At 56.7% G+C, this 19,952-nt stretch carries 19 protein-coding genes; 12 read left to right on the top strand and 7 right to left on the bottom strand.

Translation table 11 applies throughout. The annotated features are described in order from the left end of the window. Positions 1-240 precede the first annotated feature (240 nt). From yjbE to psiE, 5 genes are all read left to right on the top strand, one after another. Complete coding sequence (gene yjbE, locus UR289_RS17590) at positions 241-483, top strand: exopolysaccharide production protein YjbE (protein WP_008503423.1); 243 nt, start codon at positions 241-243, stop codon at positions 481-483. A gap of 63 nt (positions 484-546) precedes the next feature. After that, positions 547-1,185, top strand: a complete 639-nt coding sequence (locus tag UR289_RS17585) for a YjbF family lipoprotein (protein WP_047059420.1) — start codon at positions 547-549, stop codon at positions 1,183-1,185. Then, entirely contained in the window at positions 1,182-1,919 is a 738-nt protein-coding gene (locus tag UR289_RS17580; protein ID WP_069303514.1) for a capsule biosynthesis GfcC D2 domain-containing protein, read from the top strand. The genes UR289_RS17585 and UR289_RS17580 overlap by 4 nt, the downstream gene beginning before the upstream one ends. Further along, entirely contained in the window at positions 1,919-4,015 is a 2,097-nt protein-coding gene (locus UR289_RS17575) for a YjbH domain-containing protein (RefSeq protein ID WP_039264160.1), read from the top strand. The genes UR289_RS17580 and UR289_RS17575 overlap by 1 nt, the downstream gene beginning before the upstream one ends. 177 nt (positions 4,016-4,192) lie before the next feature. Then, the gene (psiE, locus tag UR289_RS17570; RefSeq protein ID WP_021242727.1) at positions 4,193-4,603 is read left to right on the top strand and encodes a phosphate-starvation-inducible protein PsiE; all 411 of its coding nucleotides are present in this window, start codon (positions 4,193-4,195) and stop codon (positions 4,601-4,603) included. 97 nt (positions 4,604-4,700) lie between these two features. Here the strand turns inward: psiE and malG are convergent, their stop codons facing one another. From malG to malE, 3 genes are all read right to left on the bottom strand, one after another. Next, positions 4,701-5,591, bottom strand: coding sequence for a maltose ABC transporter permease MalG (gene malG, locus UR289_RS17565; RefSeq protein WP_023310002.1), 891 nt, complete (start codon positions 5,589-5,591; stop codon positions 4,701-4,703). A 14-nt stretch (positions 5,592-5,605) separates the two neighbouring features. Further along, complete coding sequence (gene malF / locus UR289_RS17560) at positions 5,606-7,150, bottom strand: maltose ABC transporter permease MalF (RefSeq protein ID WP_029740622.1); 1,545 nt, start codon at positions 7,148-7,150, stop codon at positions 5,606-5,608. Between the two features lie 125 nt (positions 7,151-7,275). Beyond that, positions 7,276-8,466, bottom strand: coding sequence for a maltose/maltodextrin ABC transporter substrate-binding protein MalE (gene malE / locus UR289_RS17555; RefSeq protein ID WP_039264157.1), 1,191 nt, complete (start codon positions 8,464-8,466; stop codon positions 7,276-7,278). A gap of 370 nt (positions 8,467-8,836) precedes the next feature. On the opposite strand from malE, the gene malK reads away from it, so the two are divergent. The 5 genes from malK to ubiA all read left to right on the top strand — a co-directional run bounded on the left by malK (position 8,837) and on the right by ubiA (position 13,981). Beyond that, positions 8,837-9,946: a maltose/maltodextrin ABC transporter ATP-binding protein MalK gene (gene malK / locus UR289_RS17550; RefSeq protein ID WP_023310005.1), complete on the top strand. Its 1,110-nt coding sequence runs from the start codon at positions 8,837-8,839 to the stop codon at positions 9,944-9,946. A gap of 71 nt (positions 9,947-10,017) precedes the next feature. After that, positions 10,018-11,355 carry a maltoporin gene (locus tag UR289_RS17545; RefSeq protein ID WP_072210885.1) on the top strand — a complete coding sequence of 446 codons (1,338 nt, stop codon included), beginning with the start codon at positions 10,018-10,020 and terminating at the stop codon, positions 11,353-11,355. A 112-nt stretch (positions 11,356-11,467) separates the two neighbouring features. Continuing rightward, positions 11,468-12,421 carry a maltose operon protein MalM gene (gene malM, locus UR289_RS17540; protein ID WP_320711086.1) on the top strand — a complete coding sequence of 318 codons (954 nt, stop codon included), beginning with the start codon at positions 11,468-11,470 and terminating at the stop codon, positions 12,419-12,421. Between the two features lie 180 nt (positions 12,422-12,601). Further along, positions 12,602-13,099: a chorismate lyase gene (gene ubiC, locus UR289_RS17535; protein ID WP_023334136.1), complete on the top strand. Its 498-nt coding sequence runs from the start codon at positions 12,602-12,604 to the stop codon at positions 13,097-13,099. Positions 13,100-13,111: 12 nt separating this feature from the next. Beyond that, positions 13,112-13,981, top strand: a complete 870-nt coding sequence (gene ubiA / locus UR289_RS17530) for a 4-hydroxybenzoate octaprenyltransferase (protein ID WP_033144387.1) — start codon at positions 13,112-13,114, stop codon at positions 13,979-13,981. A gap of 87 nt (positions 13,982-14,068) precedes the next feature. Here the strand turns inward: ubiA and zntA are convergent, their stop codons facing one another. Next, positions 14,069-16,240 (bottom strand): Zn(II)/Cd(II)/Pb(II) translocating P-type ATPase ZntA, encoded by a 2,172-nt coding sequence (gene zntA, locus UR289_RS17525; protein ID WP_320711085.1) that lies wholly within the window; start codon positions 16,238-16,240, stop codon positions 14,069-14,071. Positions 16,241-16,316: 76 nt separating this feature from the next. Beyond that, the gene (locus UR289_RS17520) at positions 16,317-16,943 is read right to left on the bottom strand and encodes a lysoplasmalogenase (RefSeq protein WP_029741976.1); all 627 of its coding nucleotides are present in this window, start codon (positions 16,941-16,943) and stop codon (positions 16,317-16,319) included. A 129-nt stretch (positions 16,944-17,072) separates the two neighbouring features. Between UR289_RS17520 and UR289_RS17515 the strand changes: the two genes are divergently transcribed. Then, positions 17,073-17,432, top strand: a complete 360-nt coding sequence (locus tag UR289_RS17515) for a DUF2500 domain-containing protein (RefSeq protein ID WP_087823768.1) — start codon at positions 17,073-17,075, stop codon at positions 17,430-17,432. A gap of 64 nt (positions 17,433-17,496) precedes the next feature. On the opposite strand, the gene UR289_RS17510 is transcribed toward UR289_RS17515, so the two are convergent. After that, positions 17,497-17,778 carry a DUF1145 family protein gene (locus UR289_RS17510; protein ID WP_010436509.1) on the bottom strand — a complete coding sequence of 94 codons (282 nt, stop codon included), beginning with the start codon at positions 17,776-17,778 and terminating at the stop codon, positions 17,497-17,499. Next, positions 17,762-18,364: a 16S rRNA (guanine(966)-N(2))-methyltransferase gene (gene rsmD, locus UR289_RS17505; RefSeq protein WP_196355176.1), complete on the bottom strand. Its 603-nt coding sequence runs from the start codon at positions 18,362-18,364 to the stop codon at positions 17,762-17,764. The genes UR289_RS17510 and rsmD overlap by 17 nt, the downstream gene beginning before the upstream one ends. A 127-nt stretch (positions 18,365-18,491) precedes the next feature. Here rsmD and ftsY point away from each other — a divergent pair, with 127 nt between their 5' ends. Beyond that, a complete protein-coding gene (gene ftsY / locus UR289_RS17500; RefSeq protein ID WP_064672999.1) occupies positions 18,492-19,952 on the top strand; it encodes a signal recognition particle-docking protein FtsY in 1,461 nt (486 codons plus the stop codon).

Below are 19,952 nucleotides of genomic sequence, written 5' to 3'. Positions count from 1 at the left end.
GCTGCGGTTTATTTTAAGAAAATACGTAGTAGTCTATAAATATTTATATATTATAACTTATTGATTTTTATCTATTATATATTTATGTTATTTGCCTTTCTTTTCCATTTTAACCATTAGTCCGAAAACCCTCTCCCTATTTCCCCTTACGGCAAACCCACGGCAGTAGTTGTGTATACTCGATTCCGCCTGAAATTCTTTTCGGGCAAATCTCCATTCATTCATTGAAGGGAAATTGTTATGAAGAAAGTACTGTATGGCATTTTTGCCATATCTGCGCTTGCGGCGACATCTGTCTATGCAGCTCCGGTTCAGGTCGGGGAAGCGGCAGGTTCGGCTGCGACGTCTGCGTCTGCGGGAAGTTCTACCGCAGCCAGCGCCAGCACCGTAAGTTCAGCCGTGGGTGTCGCGCTGGCGGCAACCGGTGGCGGTGATGGCTCCAATACCGGAACCACGACCACCACGACAACCAGCACCCAGTAGTAGCGGGTGTTTTAATCATAACCACACTTCGGTGTGGTTATTTCGCCCCTTCGGAGAAGAGTCGTGAAGCGACCTGCAATCATTCTGATTTGCCTGCTGCTGCAGGCGTGCTCGGCCACCACCAAAGGGCTGGGAAACTCACTGTGGGAAAGCATGTTCGGCACACCGGGCGTGCATTTGACCGATGACGAACTTCAAAACATGCCCTATGCCAGTCAGTACATGCAGCTTAATGATGGCCCGCAGCTGTTTGTGGTGCTCGCTTTCGATGAAAACGGGCAGCAGAAATGGGTGACGCAGGATCAGGCCACCATCGTGACGCAGCATGGTCGTATCGTGAAAACCCTGTTGGGCGGCGACAACCTGCTGGAGGTGAATAACATCGCTGCCGATCCGCTGATCAAGCCGAACCAGATCGCCGACGGCGCAAGCTGGACGCGCACGATGGGCTGGACCGAACATAAGCAGGTGCGTTACGCCACGGCACGCTCGACCTTCCGCTGGGACGGCACGGACAGCGTGAAAGTCGGCAGCGACGAAACGCAGGTTCGCGTGCTGGATGAAGAAGTCACCACCGACCAGGCCACCTGGCACAACCGCTTCTGGATCGACGAGGAAGGGCAGATCCGCCAGTCCCTGCAGTATCTCGGTGCCGGATTCTTCCCGGTGAAAACCACCCTGATCAAGGCGGCGAAATCATGAAAACGCTCATCCACGTTGCGCTTCTCGCCAGCCTTGCCGCGCCGCTGGCATGGTCCGCAGGGACGGTGAAGGTCTACACGCCGGACAGTGAAAAACCCAAAACCTTAACCCACGCTGAGCATCTGCTCGATCTCGTCGGACAGCCAAGGCTCGCCAACAGCTGGTGGTCGGGGGCAGTGATCGCTGAACGGCAGAAGACCGCTGAAGCGGAACAACAGCACAAGGCGCTTCTTGCCAGGCTGACGGGATTAGCGGAGCAGGAAGATGGCGACGACGCGGCGGCGATTAACAGCGTTCGCCAGCAGCTGCAGGCGCTGAAAGTGACTGGCCGTCAGAACGTGAACCTGGATCCCGACGAAGTGCGCGTCACGGAAAAGGGCAACCCCACGCTTGAAGGGGAGTATACGCTCTGGCTGCCGGAGAAGCCGACGACGGTGACCGTAATGGGGCTTATCAGCAGCCCGGGTAAAAAGCCCTTCACGCCCGGTCGTGACGTGGCGAGCTACCTCGACGAGCAGAGCCTGCTGAGCGGTGCCGATAACAGCTACGCCTGGGTGGTTTACCCTGACGGGCACACACAAAAAGCCCCCGTCGCTTACTGGAATAAACGGCATATCGAACCTATGCCGGGCAGCATCATTTTTGTCGGTTTTGCCGACCATTTCTGGACGAAGGCGTATGACGGGCTTAACGCCGATATCCTTCACTCCCTGATTCAGCGGATACCGGAATAATGAAAAGAACCTATCTCTACAGCATGCTGGCGCTCTGCGTGAGTGCCGCCTGCCATGCAGAAACGTATCCGGCACCCATTGGCCCGTCTCAGTCAGACTTCGGCGGCGTCGGTTTACTGCAAACGCCCACCGCGCGTATGGCGCGCGAAGGGGAAATTAGCCTTAACTACCGTGATAACGACCAGTATCGCTACTACTCCGCCTCGGTGCAGCTGTTCCCGTGGCTTGAAACCACGCTGCGCTATACCGACGTGCGTACTAAACAATACAGCAGCGTAGAGGCGTTCTCCGGCGATCAGACCTACAAAGATAAAGCCTTCGACGTCAAGCTGCGCCTGTGGGAAGAGAGCTACTGGATGCCGCAGGTGTCCGTGGGCGCCAAAGATATCGGTGGTACCGGTCTGTTTGATGCGGAATACATCGTGGCCAGTAAAGCCTGGGGGCCGTTCGACTTCTCGCTCGGCCTGGGATGGGGCTATCTCGGCACCAGCGGCAACGTGAAAAACCCGTTTTGCTCCTACAGCGATAAATACTGCTACCGCGATAACAGCTATAAGAAAGCGGGCTCCATCAACGGAGACCAGATGTTCCACGGTCCGGCGTCGCTGTTTGGCGGCGTGGAGTATCAAACGCCCTGGCAGCCATTACGCCTGAAGCTGGAATATGAGGGGAATGACTACTCGCAGGACTTCGCCGGAAAGATTGAGCAGAAGAGCAAGTTTAACGTCGGCGCCATTTATCGCGTCACCGACTGGGCCGACGTTAACCTCAGCTACGAGCGCGGCAATACGGTGATGTTTGGCTTCACGCTGCGCACCAACTTTAACGACATGCGGCCGCACTACAATGATAACGCGCGCCCTGCATACCAGCCGGAGCCGCAGGATGCGATTCTGCAGCACTCCGTGGTGGCAAACCAGCTGACGCTGCTGAAATACAATGCCGGCCTGGCGGATCCGAAAATTCAGGTGAAAGGCGATACGCTGTACGTGACCGGCGAGCAGGTGAAATACCGCGACTCGCGCGAAGGGATCGAACGCGCTAACCGGATCGTTATGAACGATCTGCCGGAGGGGATCCGCACGATCCGCGTGACGGAGAACCGTCTCAACCTGCCGCAGGTCACAACCGAAACGGATGTTGCCAGCCTCAAGCGCCATCTGGAAGGTGAGCCGCTCGGGCATGAAACCGAGCTGGTGCAAAAACGCGTAGAGCCTATCGTGCCGGAAACCACCGAGCAGGGCTGGTATATCGACAAATCGCGCTTCGATTTCCATATCGATCCGGTGCTGAACCAGTCCGTGGGCGGGCCTGAAAACTTCTACATGTATCAGCTGGGCGTCATGGCGACGGCGGATCTGTGGCTCACCGACCACCTGCTGACCACCGGCAGCCTGTTCGGCAACATCGCCAATAACTACGACAAGTTCAACTACACCAACCCGCCAAAAGACTCGGCGCTGCCGCGCGTGCGTACCCGCGTGCGTGAGTACGTACAAAACGATGCCTACGTGAATAACCTGCAGGCCAACTACTTCCAGTACTTCGGCAACGGCTTCTACGGCCAGGTGTACGGCGGGTATCTGGAAACCATGTACGGCGGCGCGGGGGCGGAAGTGCTTTATCGTCCTGTCGACAGCAACTGGGCGTTCGGGGTGGATGCCAACTACGTCAAACAGCGTGACTGGCGCAGCGCGCAGGACATGATGAAGTTCACCGACTACAGCGTCAAAACGGGCCATCTGACCGCCTACTGGACGCCGTCGTTCGCCCCTGACGTGCTGGTGAAAGCCAGCGTCGGCCAGTACCTGGCGGGCGATAAGGGCGGCACGCTCGATATCTCTAAACACTTCGACAGCGGCGTCGTGGTGGGTGGCTACGCCACTATCACCAACGTTTCGCCGGACGAGTACGGGGAAGGGGACTTCACCAAAGGGGTCTACGTGTCGATTCCGCTGGATCTGTTCTCGTCAGGCCCAACCCGCAGCCGTGCGGCAGTGGGCTGGACGCCGCTGACGCGTGACGGGGGTCAGCAGCTTGGACGTAAGTTCCAGCTGTATGACATGACGAGCGATAAGAACATTAACTTCCGCTGATGCTTCTTTGCCCGGTGGCGCTGCGCTTACCGGCCTACGTTAGTGTTTTTGTAGGCCGGGCAAACGCAGTGCCGCCCGGCAAGAATGCTCATGCGGACAAAACATAAACAAAAAATATAGATCCCCGTCACATTTTTGCGTTATACAGGAACCTCGCCCTGGAGAATGAGGTGCTGTATGACATCCCTGACTCGCCCGCGCGTTGAGTTTATCTCAACAGTCCTCCAGACCGTGCTGAACCTCGGTCTGTTGAGCCTTGGCCTGATACTGGTCGTCTTTTTGGGTAAAGAGACAGTGCATCTTGCGGATGTACTGTTCGCCCCTGAACAAACCAGCAAATATGCGCTGGTGGAAGGCCTGGTGGTCTACTTTCTCTACTTTGAATTTATCGCCCTGATTGTGAAGTACTTTCAGTCCGGCTTTCACTTCCCGCTGCGTTATTTTGTCTACATTGGGATCACTGCGATAGTGCGGCTGATCATCGTCGATCATAAATCCCCGCTCGACGTGCTGATCTACTCGGCGGCGATCCTGCTGCTGGTGATCACCCTCTGGCTGTGTAATTCGAAGCGGCTGAAACGCGAATAAAAAAATGGCGGCCCGGAGGCCGCCTAACAACAGTCACAAGTTGGGTCAATACAATACGTCTAAAGTTGAGGGTTGCAGTGGCATAACAAAATGAAACTTAACCTTTCACACCGCCCGCCGTCAGGCCGTTGACCAGCCAGCGCTGCGCCAGCAGGAACACCACGGTAATCGGGATGGCGGAAAGTACGGCCGCCGCGGCAAAGTCGCCCCACAGGTAGTTTTGCGGGTTGAGGTATTGCTGCATACCTACGGCCAGGGTGTAGCTGTTCACATCACGCAGTAACAGTGAGGCAACCGGTACTTCGGTGATCGCAGCGATAAACGACAGGATAAACACTACCGCCAGAATCGGCACCGACAGCGGCAGCAGCACCAGGCGGAACGCCTGCCAAGGGGTTGCGCCATCCAGCGCCGCTGCTTCTTCCAGCGAGCCGTCGATAGTTTCGAAATAGCCTTTGATGGTCCACACATGCAGTGCGATACCGCCAAGATAGGCGAAGATCACGCCGCCGTGGGTGTTCAGGCCGATAAACGGTACGTACTGGCCCAGACGGTCAAACAGGGCATACAACGCCACCAGCGACAGTACGGCCGGGAACATCTGGAAAATCAGCATCCCTTTCAGCAGCGTCGCTTTGCCCGGGAAACGCATGCGGGCGAAGGCATAAGCACAGGTGGTGGAAAGCGCCACGATACCAATGGCGGTAATGCCTGCGATTTTCACCGAGTTCCACAGCCACAGCAGGACCGGGAACGGCGGCGGCGTGACGCGGCCATCCGCGTGTTCCACGCTGAAGCCCAGCGCGAGCTTCCAGTGCTCCCAGGAGATTTCGTCCGGGATCAGGCTCCCCGTCGCGAAGTTACCCGAACGCAGGGAGATGGCGATAACCATCAGCAGCGGGAACATGATCGCCGCGATGAAAATCAGCAGGCCTAAGTGCGTCGCCAGGAGGCGCAACTTCTGAGATTTGGGTTGTACCATTGCCATGATTGATGCCCTCCTTAATCAAATTTCATACGTGTGGCTTTTAGGTTCACAATCGCCAGAGCGCCTACCAGCAGGAAGATCAGGGTGGCAATCGCTGCCGCCAGACCGAAGTCCTGGCCGCCGCCGCCTTCGAAGGCGATACGGTAGGTGTAGCTCACGAGCAGGTCGGTATAGCCTGCTGGCGTCGTGGTGCCAAGGCGGTCCGGGCCGCCGTTGGTCAACAGCTGAATCAGCACGAAGTTGTTAAAGTTAAAGGCGAAGCTGGCAATCATCAGCGGCGTCAGCGGCTTAATGAGCAGCGGCAGCGTAATTTTAAAGAAGTTCTGGAACGGGCCCGCGCCGTCCATCGCCGAGGCTTCGTACAGATCGTCCGGGATAGCCTTCAGCAGGCCCATGCACAGGATCATCATGTACGGATAACCGAGCCAGGTGTTCACGATGATAATCATCGAGCGAGCGGTGGTCGGGTCGCTGAACCAGGCCGGTTTGATGCCGAACAGGGCGCTCAGCATCATGTTGATTTCACCGAAGCTCTGGTTAAACAGCCCTTTGAAAATCAGAATCGAGATAAACGACGGTACGGCATACGGCAGGATCAGCAGCACGCGGTAAATCGCTTTGCCTTTCAGGGATTCCCACTGGACCAGACAGGCCAGAACCATGCCCACGGCCACGGTCAGGATCACCGTCAGCACCGAGAAGACCACCGTCCAGACGAAGATGGCGAAGAACGGTTTCTGAATGCCTTCATCGGTAAACACGCGGGTAAAGTTGTCCCAGCCGATGGTGACGGTATAGCCCGGGCTGAGCTTGTCATCACCCCATTTGCCGTCGGCAGTAATGGACTGATAGAAACCAATGTCGTTATTCGGACGATATTTCACGCCGCTCTGGTTGTTGGTCAGCGTGCCGTCGTCCGCCAGGGTATACAGCGGCTGCGTGCCGGAGAACTGGCGCAGCGAGCTCATGGTCACCTTGCTTTCGTCTGGCAGCACGGCGGTGAGCTGTGTCAGCGCCTGACGATTCTGGGTAATAACGCGCAGGTTGGCACGTTCACCTTCCGGCAGGGCCTGTGCCTCTTTTAAGGCCAGCTTCTGCTCGCCGCCAAATTTGAACGCGTCGGAGACATAGTATTTGCTGCTTGCTTCGTCAGTAAGCGCTAACTTCCACTCGTTACCGGCAGGATACAGGCCGAAGTTAAAGGTCTTGCCTGCCTGATATGAGCGATCCAGCAGGACCTGCTGCGCACGTTCCTGCGCAAGCTGGTTGGTGCTGCTGTAGTTGGTAAACGCAATGGCGATGGTACAAATCAGCGGGAACAGGACAAACAGCCCCATCCCGGCCACGCCCGGGTAAACATAGCGCCAGGCATAGGCTTTACGATTAGCGAAAATATACAGGCCAGCAGAGCTTAAAATCAGCGTCATGATGGCAAACAGATATTCCCCTTGTACGTACATTAAAACAACAAGGTAACCCACCAGCAGACACAGCAGACCTATCGCTGACCACTTCAGCGCGTCGCTTTGCCACCAGCGTTTCTTTTTAATGACATCCATGGGGTTTTTCCTCTACAACGTTTGATCTTTTCTCCCTCTCCTGGGGGAGAGGGCCGGGGTGAGGGCGTGCGGATAGCGCCAACCCTCACCCTAACCCTCTCCTAAAGGGAGAGGGGACTACGTCATTACTTAGTAATACGACCCTGAGCATCTTTCAGCGCGGCATCGACAGTCTGACGACCGCTTGCAGCGTTGATGACCGCGGTACGCGTGGCGTACCAGAACGCAGCCATCTGTGGGATGTTCGGCATGATTTCGCCTTTCTGGGCGTTATCCATGGTGGCCGCGATACGTGGATCTTTCGCCAGCTGATCCTGGAAGGATTTCAGCGCGACGGCGCCCAGCGGTTTGTCCTTGTTCACTTCATCCAGACCCTGATCGGTCAGCAGGTAGTTTTCCAGGAACTCTTTCGCCAGCTCTTTGTTCGGGCTGGCGGCGTTGATGCCCGCGCTCAGCACGCCAACGAACGGTTTAGACGGCTTGCCTTTGAAGGTTGGCAGCAGCGTCACGCCGTAATTGACTTTGCTCTTGTCGATGTTGGTCCAGGCCCACGGACCGTTGATGGTCATCGCGGTTTCGCCTTTGTTGAACGCCGCTTCCGCGATGGAGTAGTCGGTATCCGCGTTCATGTGTTTGTTCTTGATCAGATCCACCAGGAAGGTCAGGCCCGCTTTCGCGCCAGCGTTGTCCACGCCCACGTCTTTCACGTCATATTTGCCGTTTTCAAACTTGAACGCGTAACCGCCGTCGGCAGCGATCAGCGGCCAGGTGAAGTACGGCTCTTGCAGGTTGAACATCAGCGCGGATTTACCTTTCGCCTTCAGCTCTTTATCCAGTTTCGGGATCTCTTCCCAGGTTTTAGGTGGGTTTGGTACCAGGTCTTTGTTGTAAATCAGAGACAGGGCTTCAACCGCGATAGGGTAAGCGATCAGCTTTCCGTTATAGCGAACGGCATCCCAGGTGAACGGGAACAGTTTGTCCTGGAAGGCTTTATCTGGCGTCACTTCAGCCAGCAGACCAGACTGCGCGTAACCCCCGAAACGGTCATGCGCCCAGAAAATAATGTCCGGGCCGTCGCCGGTTGCTGCAACCTGCGGGAACTTCTCTTCCAGCTTGTCCGGGTGTTCTACGGTAACTTTGATGCCGGTATCTTTTTCGAATTTTTTGCCCACTTCGGCCAGGCCGTTATAGCCCTTGTCGCCGTTAATCCAGATAACCAGTTTGCCTTCTTCAATTTTGGCGAGCGCCGGTGCGGAAATCATCATTGCTGCGAGGGCGGACAATGCGAAAACGCGTGCGCCAGTCTTGATATTCATAGCTGCCATCCTTTTTGGTGATGTCTCATGGTATGACTTCAGTGGTTCAACGTGTCTCAGTCTCCTTATTTGACATCCTCTTTCCATCCTCCCAACCCCTACGCCCCACCCCCCGTTTGTGTGATCTCCGTTGCATAAATTTAAGTTATGAGTGCTGGCGCACATAAAAACCCACCGAATTTTGCAGGCGGCTTCACGAATTTTGCCTCAGCCCGCCCATGGCGGTCGCAGAGCCTGCTCCCTCATCCTCCCGCCTCCTCCCCCATAAAAAAGGCGGGGGGTGGAGGATTCGGGAAAGTAATGGATACCCCATAGTGAACTTATCTTGAATGTTTCTGTCGGTGACAGGTTGTAACGAAGGGAGAAGGGCATGGCGAGCGTACAGCTGCGTAATGTAACGAAAGCCTGGGGTGACGTTGTGGTGTCGAAAGACATCAATCTGGACATCAACGAAGGCGAATTCGTGGTGTTTGTTGGCCCATCAGGCTGTGGTAAATCTACTCTGCTGCGTATGATTGCCGGTCTTGAAACGATTACCAGCGGCGACCTGCTGATTGGTGATACCCGAATGAACGACATCCCGCCTGCCGAACGTGGCGTCGGTATGGTGTTCCAGTCTTATGCACTCTATCCACACCTTTCCGTTGCCGAAAATATGTCCTTTGGCCTGAAGCTGGCCGGCGCGAAGAAAGAGGTCATTAACCAGCGCGTGACGCAGGTGGCGGAAGTGTTACAGCTGGCCCACCTGCTGGAGCGTAAACCAAAAGCGCTTTCCGGTGGTCAGCGTCAGCGTGTGGCGATTGGCCGTACGCTGGTGGCCGAACCGCGCGTGTTCCTGCTCGATGAACCTCTTTCTAACCTGGATGCCGCCCTGCGCGTCCAGATGCGTATTGAAATCTCCCGTCTGCACAAGCGTCTTGGCCGCACGATGATTTACGTCACCCACGATCAGGTGGAAGCGATGACCCTCGCCGACAAAATCGTGGTGCTGGATGCCGGCCGCGTGGCGCAGGTGGGTAAACCGCTGGAGCTGTACCACTACCCGGCAGACCGCTTTGTTGCGGGCTTCATTGGCTCGCCAAAGATGAACTTCCTGCCCGTCAAAGTGACCGCGACAGCCATTGAACAGGTACAGGTGGAGCTGCCAAACCGCCAGCAGGTCTGGCTGCCGGTCGACAGCGCCAACGTACAGGTCGGGGCAAACATGTCCCTCGGTATTCGTCCTGAGCACCTGCTGCCGAGCCACATCGCTGATGTGACCCTGGAAGGTGACGTTCAGGTCGTCGAACAGCTTGGTCACGAAACACAGATTCATATCCAGATCCCCGCCATCCGTCAGAACCTGGTCTACCGCCAGAACGACGTGGTGTTGGTAGAAGAGGGTGCCACATTCGCTATCGGCTTGCCGCCAGAGCGTTGCCATCTGTTCCGTGAGGATGGCACTGCATGTCGTCGGTTGCACAAAGAGCCAGGCGTTTAAGCAATCCCAAAAGAAGACACGAAACCGACAGGTGAAGTGTTCAAAGAAAAGCAATGATCTCAGGAGATAGAATGATGATTACTCTGCGCAAACTTCCTCTGGCAGTTGCCGTCGCAGCGGGCGTAATGTCTGCTCAGGCAATGGCCGTGGATTTCCATGGTTATGCTCGTTCCGGTATCGGCTGGACGGGTAGTGGCGGCGAACAACAGTGCTTCCAGGCAACCGGTGCTCAAAGTAAATACCGTCTGGGTAACGAATGTGAAACCTATGCGGAACTGAAACTGGGCCAGGAAGTGTGGAAAGAAGGCGATAAGAGCTTCTACTTCGACACCAACGTTGCGTATTCCGTGGCGCAACAGAACGACTGGGAGGCCACTGACCCGGCGTTCCGTGAAGCCAACGTGCAGGGTAAAAACCTGATTGAGTGGCTGCCAGGTTCGACTATCTGGGCCGGTAAGCGCTTCTATCAGCGTCATGACGTCCACATGATCGACTTCTACTACTGGGATATTTCAGGTCCTGGTGCAGGTCTGGAAAACATCGACGTAGGTTTTGGTAAGCTCTCTCTGGCTGCAACCCGTTCTTCTGAAGCCGGCGGTTCTTCATCCTTCGCCAGCAACAGCGTTTATGACTACACCACTCGCACGGCGAACGATGTCTTTGACGTGCGTTTAGCCCAGATGGAAATTAACCCGGGCGGTACCCTGGAGCTGGGGGCTGATTACGGCCGTGCAAACCCACGTGATGATTATCACCTGATCGACGGCGCATCTAAAGACGGCTGGATGTTCACTGCTGAACACACGCAGAGCATGCTGAAAGGCTACAACAAATTCGTTCTGCAATATGCAACTGACTCTATGACCTCTCAGGGTAAAGGTCTGTCGCAAGGTTCGAACATTGGCACCACTGACGATATCAACTACGGCATCAACAACAACGGGCACCTGTGGCGCGTACTTGACCACGGTGCTATCTCGCTGGGCGATAGCTGGGATCTGATGTACGTCGGTATGTACCAGGATATCAACTGGGATAACAACAACGGTACGAAATGGTGGACCGTAGGCGTTCGTCCTATGTACAAATGGACGCCTATCATGAGCACTCTGCTTGAAGTGGGCTACGACAACGTCAAATCTCAGGAAACTGGCGAAACCAACAACCAGTATAAAATCACCCTGGCACAACAGTGGCAGGCTGGCGACAGCATCTGGTCACGTCCAGCAATCCGCGTCTTCGCCACCTATGCCAAGTGGGATGAGAAATGGGGTTATGCGCCTTCAGGTAAAAACTCCGTTGCGGGTTACACCCCAGGCATGGCCTATAGCGATACCACTGCGAAAAGCTTCAGCCGCGGCGACAACGATGAGTGGTCCTTCGGCGCCCAGATGGAAATCTGGTGGTAATCCCGTCTTAACCTGACGTAATGACCAAACTGAGGGGCGCAAGCCCCTCAATCCTTGGGACGGCGCGCTATTGCCTGGCTACCGCTGACCTGTGCATTTTGAGGTGATAACAATGAAAATGAACAAAACTCTCCTTGCCCTTTGTTTAACCGCAGGGCTGCTGGCAAGCGCGCCTGCTGTAACGCTCGCTAACGTCAATTTCGTTCCGCAAAACACAACATCCGCGCCAGCCATTCCGACAGCTGCATTGCAACAGCTTGTCTGGACCCCTGTCGATCAGTCTAAAACCCAGACCACCCAGCTCTCAACGGCTGGTCAGTCACTTAATGTTCCGGGTATTACCGGCCCTGTCGCTGCGTATAGCGTACCCGCCAATATTGGTGAACTGGCCATTACCTTGACCAGTGAAGTTAATAAGCAGACGAGTGTATTTGCACCAAACGTGTTAATTCTCGATCAGAACATGACGCCATCTGCCTTTTTCCCAGGTGAATACTTTACGTATCAGGAACCCGGCGTGATGAGCGCCGACCGTCTGGAAGGCGTCATGCGCCTTACGCCAGCGCTGGGCCAGCAAAAACTCTACGTTCTGGTCTTTACCACTGAGCAAGATCTTCAGAAGACTACCACGTTGCTCGATCCGGCTAAAGCCTACGCAAAAGGTACCGGTAACGCGATTCCTGATATTCCAGACCCGATTGCTCGTCACGTCACCGACGGAATGTTAAAGCTGAAGGTGAAAACGAACAGCGGTTCAAGCGTGCTGGTCGGCCCGCTGTTTGGCTCTTCCGGTTCCGGCCCTGTCACTGTAGGTAACACAGCTGCTCCTGCCTATACCGCGCCAGCTGCCACGGCAGCCGCACCGGTAGCGACCGCAGCGCCTGCCCCGGCGAAGAAAGCCGAGCCGGTACTGAACGACACCGAAGAGTACTTCAACAACGCCATTAAGCAGGCGGTGAAGCGCGGCGATGTCGATAAAGCGCTGAAACTGCTTGATGAAGCCGAACGTTTAGGTTCAACCACTGCCCGTTCCACCTTTATCAGCAGTGTAAAAGGCAAGGGGTAACCGTTTCCCCACAGTGCTGATTTGTTAGTAGTTTGGTGCGCCTGAGTGGGCGCACTTTTTTTCGTAGCCGCCAGGCTGTTGCGCCCATGTTGCGATCGTGATCGTTAAATAACGTTTGGCCCCCCTCAATCCGTGTTTCTGCGATACAATGCCATTACGTTATGTATCGGAGAGTCTGGCATGTCACACCCTGCGCTAACGCAACTGCGTGCGCTGCGCTATTTCGACCAAATACCTGCGCTTGATCCGCAGCAACTGGACTGGTTGTTGCTGGAAGATTCCATGACGAAACGTTTTGAGCAACAGGGTAAAACGGTCACGGTGACCCTGATTCAGGAAGGGTTTGTCTCTGGCGATGAGATCGCCAGCGAGCTGCCGCTGCTGCCGCAAGAGCCACGCTACTGGCTGCGCGAAATTTTACTCTGTGCTGATGGTGAGCCGTGGCTTGCCGGGCGGACGGTGGTCCCCGAGTCCACCCTTTCCGGGCCAGAGCTCGCGCTGCAACGTCTGGGGAAAACGCCTCTGGGGCGTTACCTTTTTACCTCGTCTGAGCTTACCCGGGATTTTATTGAGATTGGTCGTGATGCCGAACTCTGGGGGCGTCGTTCCCGCCTTCGCCTGAGCGGTAAACCGTTAATTCTGACGGAGCTTTTTTTACCGGCATCACCGTTGTACTAAGAGGAAGAAAAAATGGAGTGGAGCCTGACGCAGAATAAGCTGTTGGCGTATCACCGCTTAATGCGTACCGATAAACCCATTGGCGCGTTACTGCTGCTGTGGCCGACCCTGTGGGCGCTGTGGCTCGCCACGCCGGGCGTGCCGCCGCTGTGGATCCTGGCTGTGTTCGTTGCCGGCGTCTGGCTGATGCGTGCGGCTGGCTGCGTGGTGAATGACTATGCCGATCGTAAATTCGACGGTCATGTTAAGCGTACTGCCGGTCGTCCGTTACCCAGCGGGCAGGTCACCGGGAAAGAAGCCCGCGTGCTGTTCATTGTGCTGGTGCTGCTCTCTTTCATGCTGGTGCTGACCCTCAACACCATGACCATTCTGCTTTCCGTTGCGGCGCTGGCGTTGGCCTGGGTGTATCCGTTTATGAAGCGCTATACCCACCTGCCTCAGGTGGTGCTGGGCGCGGCGTTTGGCTGGTCGATTCCGATGGCGTTTGCGGCGGTTAGTGAGTCCTTACCGCTCAGCTGCTGGCTGATGTTCCTGGCGAATATTCTCTGGGCCGTGGCGTATGACACGCAATACGCGATGGTAGACCGCGACGATGACCTGAAAATTGGCATCAAATCCACCGCCATCCTCTTTGGTCGTCAGGACAAGCTGATTATCGGCATCCTGCAGGTCGCGGTACTGGCGCTGATGGTTGCGATCGGCCGCCTGAACGGGCTGAACTGGGAGTTTTACTGGTCCGTGCTGGTGGCGGGACTGCTGTTTGCGTACCAGCAAAAGCTGATTGCGAAGCGTGAACGTGACGCCTGTTTTAAAGCGTTTATGAACAACAACTACGTCGGTCTGGTGCTGTTTTTAGGCCTGGCGATGAGCTATGTCTTATAAAAAAGTCGGGTGGCGGCTTCGCCTTACCCGACCTACGAGTTAGCAGGACATCTAGGCCCGGTAAGCGTTAGCGCCACCGGGCTTTTTTTATCGCCGACGCAGCAGCCGGAGCGCGTTCGCCGTCACCAGCACCGTTGCCCCGGTATCCGCCAGCACCGCCAGCCACAGTCCGGTCATGCCGAGCAGGGTCGTCACGAGGAAAATCCCTTTCAGACCGAGCGCAATGCCGATGTTCTGACGGATGTTGGCCCGCGTCGCCCGCGCCAGGCTAATCATCTGCGCCAGCCCGGTCAGGCGGTTGTGCGTCAATGCCGCGTCGGCCGTTTCCAGTGCCACGTCGGTCCCGCTGCCCATCGCAATACCAATGGTGGACGCTTTCATCGCCGGGGCGTCGTTAATCCCGTCACCGACCATTGCCAGCGGCCCGCGAGCGTTCAGTTCCGTCACGGCGCTGACCTTATCCGCAGGCAACAATCCGGCTTTAAACTCCAGCCCCAGCTCACCGGCAATCGCTGCCGCCGCGCGAGGGTTATCACCGGTGAGTATAATGCCCTGCACGCCCAGCTTGTGCAGCGCCGCTACGGCTTCTTTGGCGTCATCGCGCAGGGTATCGCGCAGCGCCAGCATTCCCTTCGCGACACCGTCCTGCAGGACGGTCACGACGGTTTGTCCGGTCTGTTCTAACGCCTCAACCTCTGGACTGGAAGACTTGCCTGCCGCGACAATCAGCACATTTTTACCGTCAACGGTGGCCTCAATCCCTGACCCGACCAGCGCCCGCTGGGCGGTTGCCGGAGGGATGTTCAGCCCGCGCGACTGCGCTTCTCGCACAATCGCCTGCGCCAGCGGGTGAGTGGACCCCTGTTCAACGGCGGCGGCCAGTGTAAGCAGCTCATCTTCACTGGTTTCCTGAGGATACACGCCGGTCACCTGCGGCTTGCCCACGGTCAGCGTACCGGTTTTATCGAAGGCGATATGCTGAACCTGGCTCAGCTGCTCCAGCGCCGCGCCGCCCTTAATCAGCGCGCCGCGCCGCGCCGCCGCCGCCAGACCTGAGGTAATCGCCGCCGGGGTGGAAATCACCAGCGCGCACGGGCAGCCAATCAGCAGCAGCGTCAGCCCTTTATAAATCCAGCCCTCCCACGGGGCGCCAAAGAACAGCGGCGGGACGACGGTGACCAGCAGGGCAACCAGCATGATGGCAGGGGTATAAATCCGACTGAAGCGATCGATAAAGCGTTCGACCGGCGCGCGGCGCTCCTCCGCCTCTTCAATCAGCTTCAGGATACGGTCGATGGCGCTGTCGCCCGGCTCGGAAAGCACGGTGAGCTGCACCAGACGGTCGACGCTGGTGGCGCCAGCAGGTACTTTTTCACCCTCGGCGCGCTCTACCGGAATGGATTCCCCGGTCAGGGCGCTTTCATCAAAGCTCGCGGTGGCGCCAAGCAGCGCGCCGTCTGCGGGCAGACGCCCCCCTGCGGCCACTTCAATCACGTCGCCCGGGCGCAGCGTGTTGATGGCGATCGTTTCACGCGTGCCGTTTATGACGCGAGTGGCGGTTTCCGGCTTCAGCGCCATCAGCGCGCTGACCCCTTTACGCGCCCGGCTCGCCGCCCAGCCCTCAAGGCGTTCGCCGATTAAGAACAGCAGCAGCACCATCGCCGCTTCTGCCGTCGCGCCAATGAACAGCGCGCCGATTGCCGCCACGCTCATCAGCGTTTCGATGGCAAACCAGCTGCCGCTTTTCATCAGGCGCAGCGCCTGACGGGCAATCGGGAACAGGCCGACCAGCGTGGTGGCGATAAACGCCAGATTGCCGAACGGATGGTTAATCTGCTCCAGACCCCAGCTCAGGGCCATCATGATGATGAGGGTAATGAGCGGCAGGTTTTCTTTCAGGGAGGAGGCTTTTTCAACGGGCGCCGTTTCGCTGCGCAGGGTATAGCCCGCCTGGCTGACGGCGGCTTCGACCTGCTTGCTGACGTCGCTATCGGCGCTGACCAGCAGCTTTTCGGTGGCGAACAGCACCTGAACGTGACTCACGCCCGGCACTTGTTTGACGGCGTTTTCCACCTTGCGGGCGCAGGCCGCGCAGTCCATGCCGTTGACGACCCAGCTGTAGCGGTTGCCGCTTTCAGGAAGAGGTTGAGCTTGCGTTTCGCACGCGCCTTCGCAGCAGCAGTCGTCTTTCGACGGCACCGGGCTGAGCTTAAGTGCCGAGAATTGAGGAACTTTTTTAGGTATTTCTGGAGTCGACATGGCAGTCTCCGGCAATGATAATTTTCTCATTAACCGCAGCATACACTCTGGAGTCGACTCCAGAGTCAAGCGCTATTTAGATATACAGCGAACGCACAATCAGGAAATGCCCGGCAAAGTAACACGCGGAGGCTATCGCGTTATCCGCCCGGAAGCGGCGGCGATAGTGGCTGCCCAGCCAGACGACATTCCCGATCAGCAGCAGCGCGGCGCCGAAGAACGCGGACATCGCCGGAGCGGTCGGACGGAAGAACCACAGTTCACCTGCCAGCCACACCATCACCAGCGTCATGGCGATAAACGTACAGACCGGCAAACGCATCTCTTCCAGTCGTGACCAGATCACCGCAATCAGCAGGGCGCCAATCACCAGCAGCACCAGCGGCAGCGGCCAGAAGAAGGAGAGCGTCATCTGGCTGGCAAAGTAGATGGTATACAGCAGATGGGAGAGGAAGAACGCCCCAACGGCGTACAGCAGGCGCTGGCGCGGCAGCAGGGTTAAGGCATCGCCAATCAGGGATGCACACAGCCCGGCGAGCACCAGATAGCTGACGGCGTTAAACATCGGCGCTTGCCAGGCCAGCAGCAGCAGGAGCAACAGCGTGACCGGTTTAAACAACCAGCGCTGCCAGGTGGGACCGCGATACGACGCATCGACATAAAGCCATGCGGAAAAACAGACAGCGATAAATGACCAAAGCATATTAACTCCCTGTATCTGTTAAGTCTGAATAATCAGTTTCTGATCCAGTGTAGTGACGCGGGCGGGCGTTTGGCAATGGCGGGGGAGGCAAGGTATCCTGAATTCCGCAAAATCTGATGGGATTGTCGAATGAGCAAGATGCCGCTTTTTTTCATTATCGTGGTGGCGATTATCGTCATTGCCGCCTCGTTCCGTTTCGTGCAGCAGCGCCGCGAGAAGGCGGATAACGATGCCGCACCGCTGATGCAAAAGCGCGTGGTGGTGACCAATAAACGCGAGAAACCGCTCAACGACCGCCGCTCGCGCCAGCAGCAGGTGACGCCTGCGGGCACAGCAATGCGCTATGAAGCGAGCTTTAGACCGGAAACGGGCGGCCTGGAGATGACCTTCCGCCTGGAGGCGCAGCAGTACCATCAGCTGACGGTGGGTGAGAAAGGAACGCTGAACTACAAAGGGACGCGGTTTGAAGGGTTTGAACCGGAGCGGTAATTTTCCCCTCACCCCGGCCCTCTCCTACAGGGAGAGGGTTAGGGTGAGGGCATCAGGCCGCGCCTTACTTCTTCACCTGCGCCTTAAACTTCTTCATCCACACCAGCAGTTCAAACACGCCGAAAATAAACACGCGCAGCTGCTGCCAGCCCGTCATCTGCGGGCCGTCTTTCGGCAGACCGTTTTTCAGCATCACCATCTGCAGGGCGTGCATGAACGACGTGAAAATCAGCGCGACGTTAACGAAAATATTCATCGGGCGCGGGAAGGGGTGTACCAGGTTGAGAATTAAAAACGCCCAGACGCCCAGCATCAGCAAACGTCCCAGGTTAATCAGTACCGGCATCGGAGCCTCCTTGTGCCTGACGGTGATAAAGACGATAAGCGACCTGGCCGGCGACCTTTTCGCGGTGCAGATCCCAGTACGCGGGAACCGGCGGTAAACCGTTTTCCACTTCGCTTTCAACGTAAATTAGCGCGTCATCCGCCAGCCAGCCGTTTTGCTCAAGCAGGGATAACGTCTCTTCCAGCAGCCCCTTGCGGAACGGCGGATCGACAAACACCACGTTATGCGGCGTGCCTTTCTGCGCAAGAAAACTCAGCGTGTTGGTGTTCACGACTTTAGCGTTGCTCGCTTTCAGCGTCGCCAGATTTTGCTGCAGCGTCTGCGCAACGCCGCGCTCCATCTCCAGCAGCGTGGCGCTGGCGGCATAGCGCGACAGCGCTTCAAGCCCGAGCGCGCCGCTTCCGGCGAAGCAGTCCAGGCAGTGGGCGTCTACCATTGACGGGGCCAGCCAGTTAAACAGCGTCTCGCGCACGCGGTCGGTGGTAGGGCGTAAACCGGGGCTGTCCGGCACCGGTAATTTCCGGCCTCGCCACTGACCGCCGATAATACGAATTTGACCGGCCGGGGCGCGGTTGGGTTTCTTCATCTCAGGAAAGCTCTGTTAACAATTGGCCTGCGATTGCGGGCGGTGATGTCAATTAAGTAAAGTGTTAGACTATTTCATCATTTTTTTAGCTTCCATGTATATAGCGCCGCGAGGAGTGTAGTCGCAGATGGCAAAACAAAAAAAACGTGGCTTCTTTTCCTGGCTGGGCTTCGGTGAAAAAGAGCAAGAAACAGAACAGAAAACCGAAGAGCAACAAGCCGTTGAAGAGCAGTCACAGCCTGAAACGCCTGTAGAAACCGCCGCGGTTGTCGAAGCGGAAGAAACGGCGCACAGCAAAGAAGAGATTGAAACCTTTGCACAAGAGGTTGTTGAGGTCACGGAACAGGTTCAGGAGAGCGAGAAGCCAGAGCCGGTTGTCATTGAGGCCCTTGCCGAAGCGCCGCAGGCCGTTATCGAACACGAAGAGCTGCCGCTGCCGGAAGAGGTGAAAGCCGAAGAGGTTTCTGCCGAAGAGTGGCAGGCCGAAGCGGAAACCGTTGAAATTGTTGAGGCGGTGGAAGAAGAAGCGGCACTCGAGCCAGAGCTGACCGATGAAGAGTTGGAAGCCCAGGCGCTGGCGGCAGAAGCCGCGGAAGAAGCGGTCATCGTCGTGCCGGTAGAAGAGCAGGCCGAAGAAGAGAGCGTCCAGGAGCAGGAAAAACCGACCAAAGAAGGTTTCTTCGCGCGCCTGAAGCGCAGCCTGCTCAAAACCAAAGAAAACTTAGGTTCCGGATTTATCAGTCTGTTCCGCGGCAAGAAGATCGACGACGATCTCTTTGAAGAGCTGGAAGAACAGCTGCTGATTGCGGACGTCGGCGTGGAAACCACCCGTAAGATCATCGCCAATCTGACCGAAGGGGCGAGCCGCAAACAGCTGCGCGACGCCGAAGCGCTGTACGGCCTGCTGAAAGACGAGATGGGTGAAATTCTCGCAAAAGTTGACGAACCGCTTAATATTGAAGGCAAAACGCCATTTGTTATTCTGATGGTTGGCGTGAACGGCGTGGGTAAAACTACCACCATCGGCAAGCTGGCGCGTCAGTTCGAGCAGCAGGGCAAATCGGTGATGCTGGCGGCGGGCGATACCTTCCGCGCGGCAGCGGTTGAGCAGCTGCAGGTTTGGGGCCAGCGTAACAACATTCCGGTGATTGCCCAGCATACCGGCGCGGACTCCGCGTCCGTGATCTTCGACGCCATCCAGGCGGCGAAGGCGCGCAACGTGGACGTGCTGATTGCCGATACCGCAGGGCGTTTGCAGAACAAATCGCACCTGATGGAAGAGTTGAAGAAAATCGTTCGCGTCATGAAGAAGCTGGACGAAGACGCGCCGCATGAAATTATGCTGACCATTGATGCCAGCACCGGACAGAACGCCATCAGTCAGGCGAAGCTGTTCAATGAAGCGGTAGGACTGACGGGGATCGCGCTGACCAAGCTGGACGGCACCGCGAAAGGCGGGGTGATCTTCTCCGTGGCCGACCAGTTCGGTATTCCTATCCGTTACATCGGTGTGGGCGAGCGTATTGAGGATTTGCGTCCGTTTAAAGCGGACGACTTTATTGAGGCATTATTTGCCCGAGAGGACTAA

The sequence above is a fragment of the Enterobacter sp. 302C9 genome, assembly GCF_034106085.1.
Taxonomy (GTDB): domain Bacteria; phylum Pseudomonadota; class Gammaproteobacteria; order Enterobacterales; family Enterobacteriaceae; genus Enterobacter; species Enterobacter asburiae_B.
Note: the sequence above shows the minus strand (reverse complement) of the source record. Positions and strands in the feature narration are given on the sequence as shown.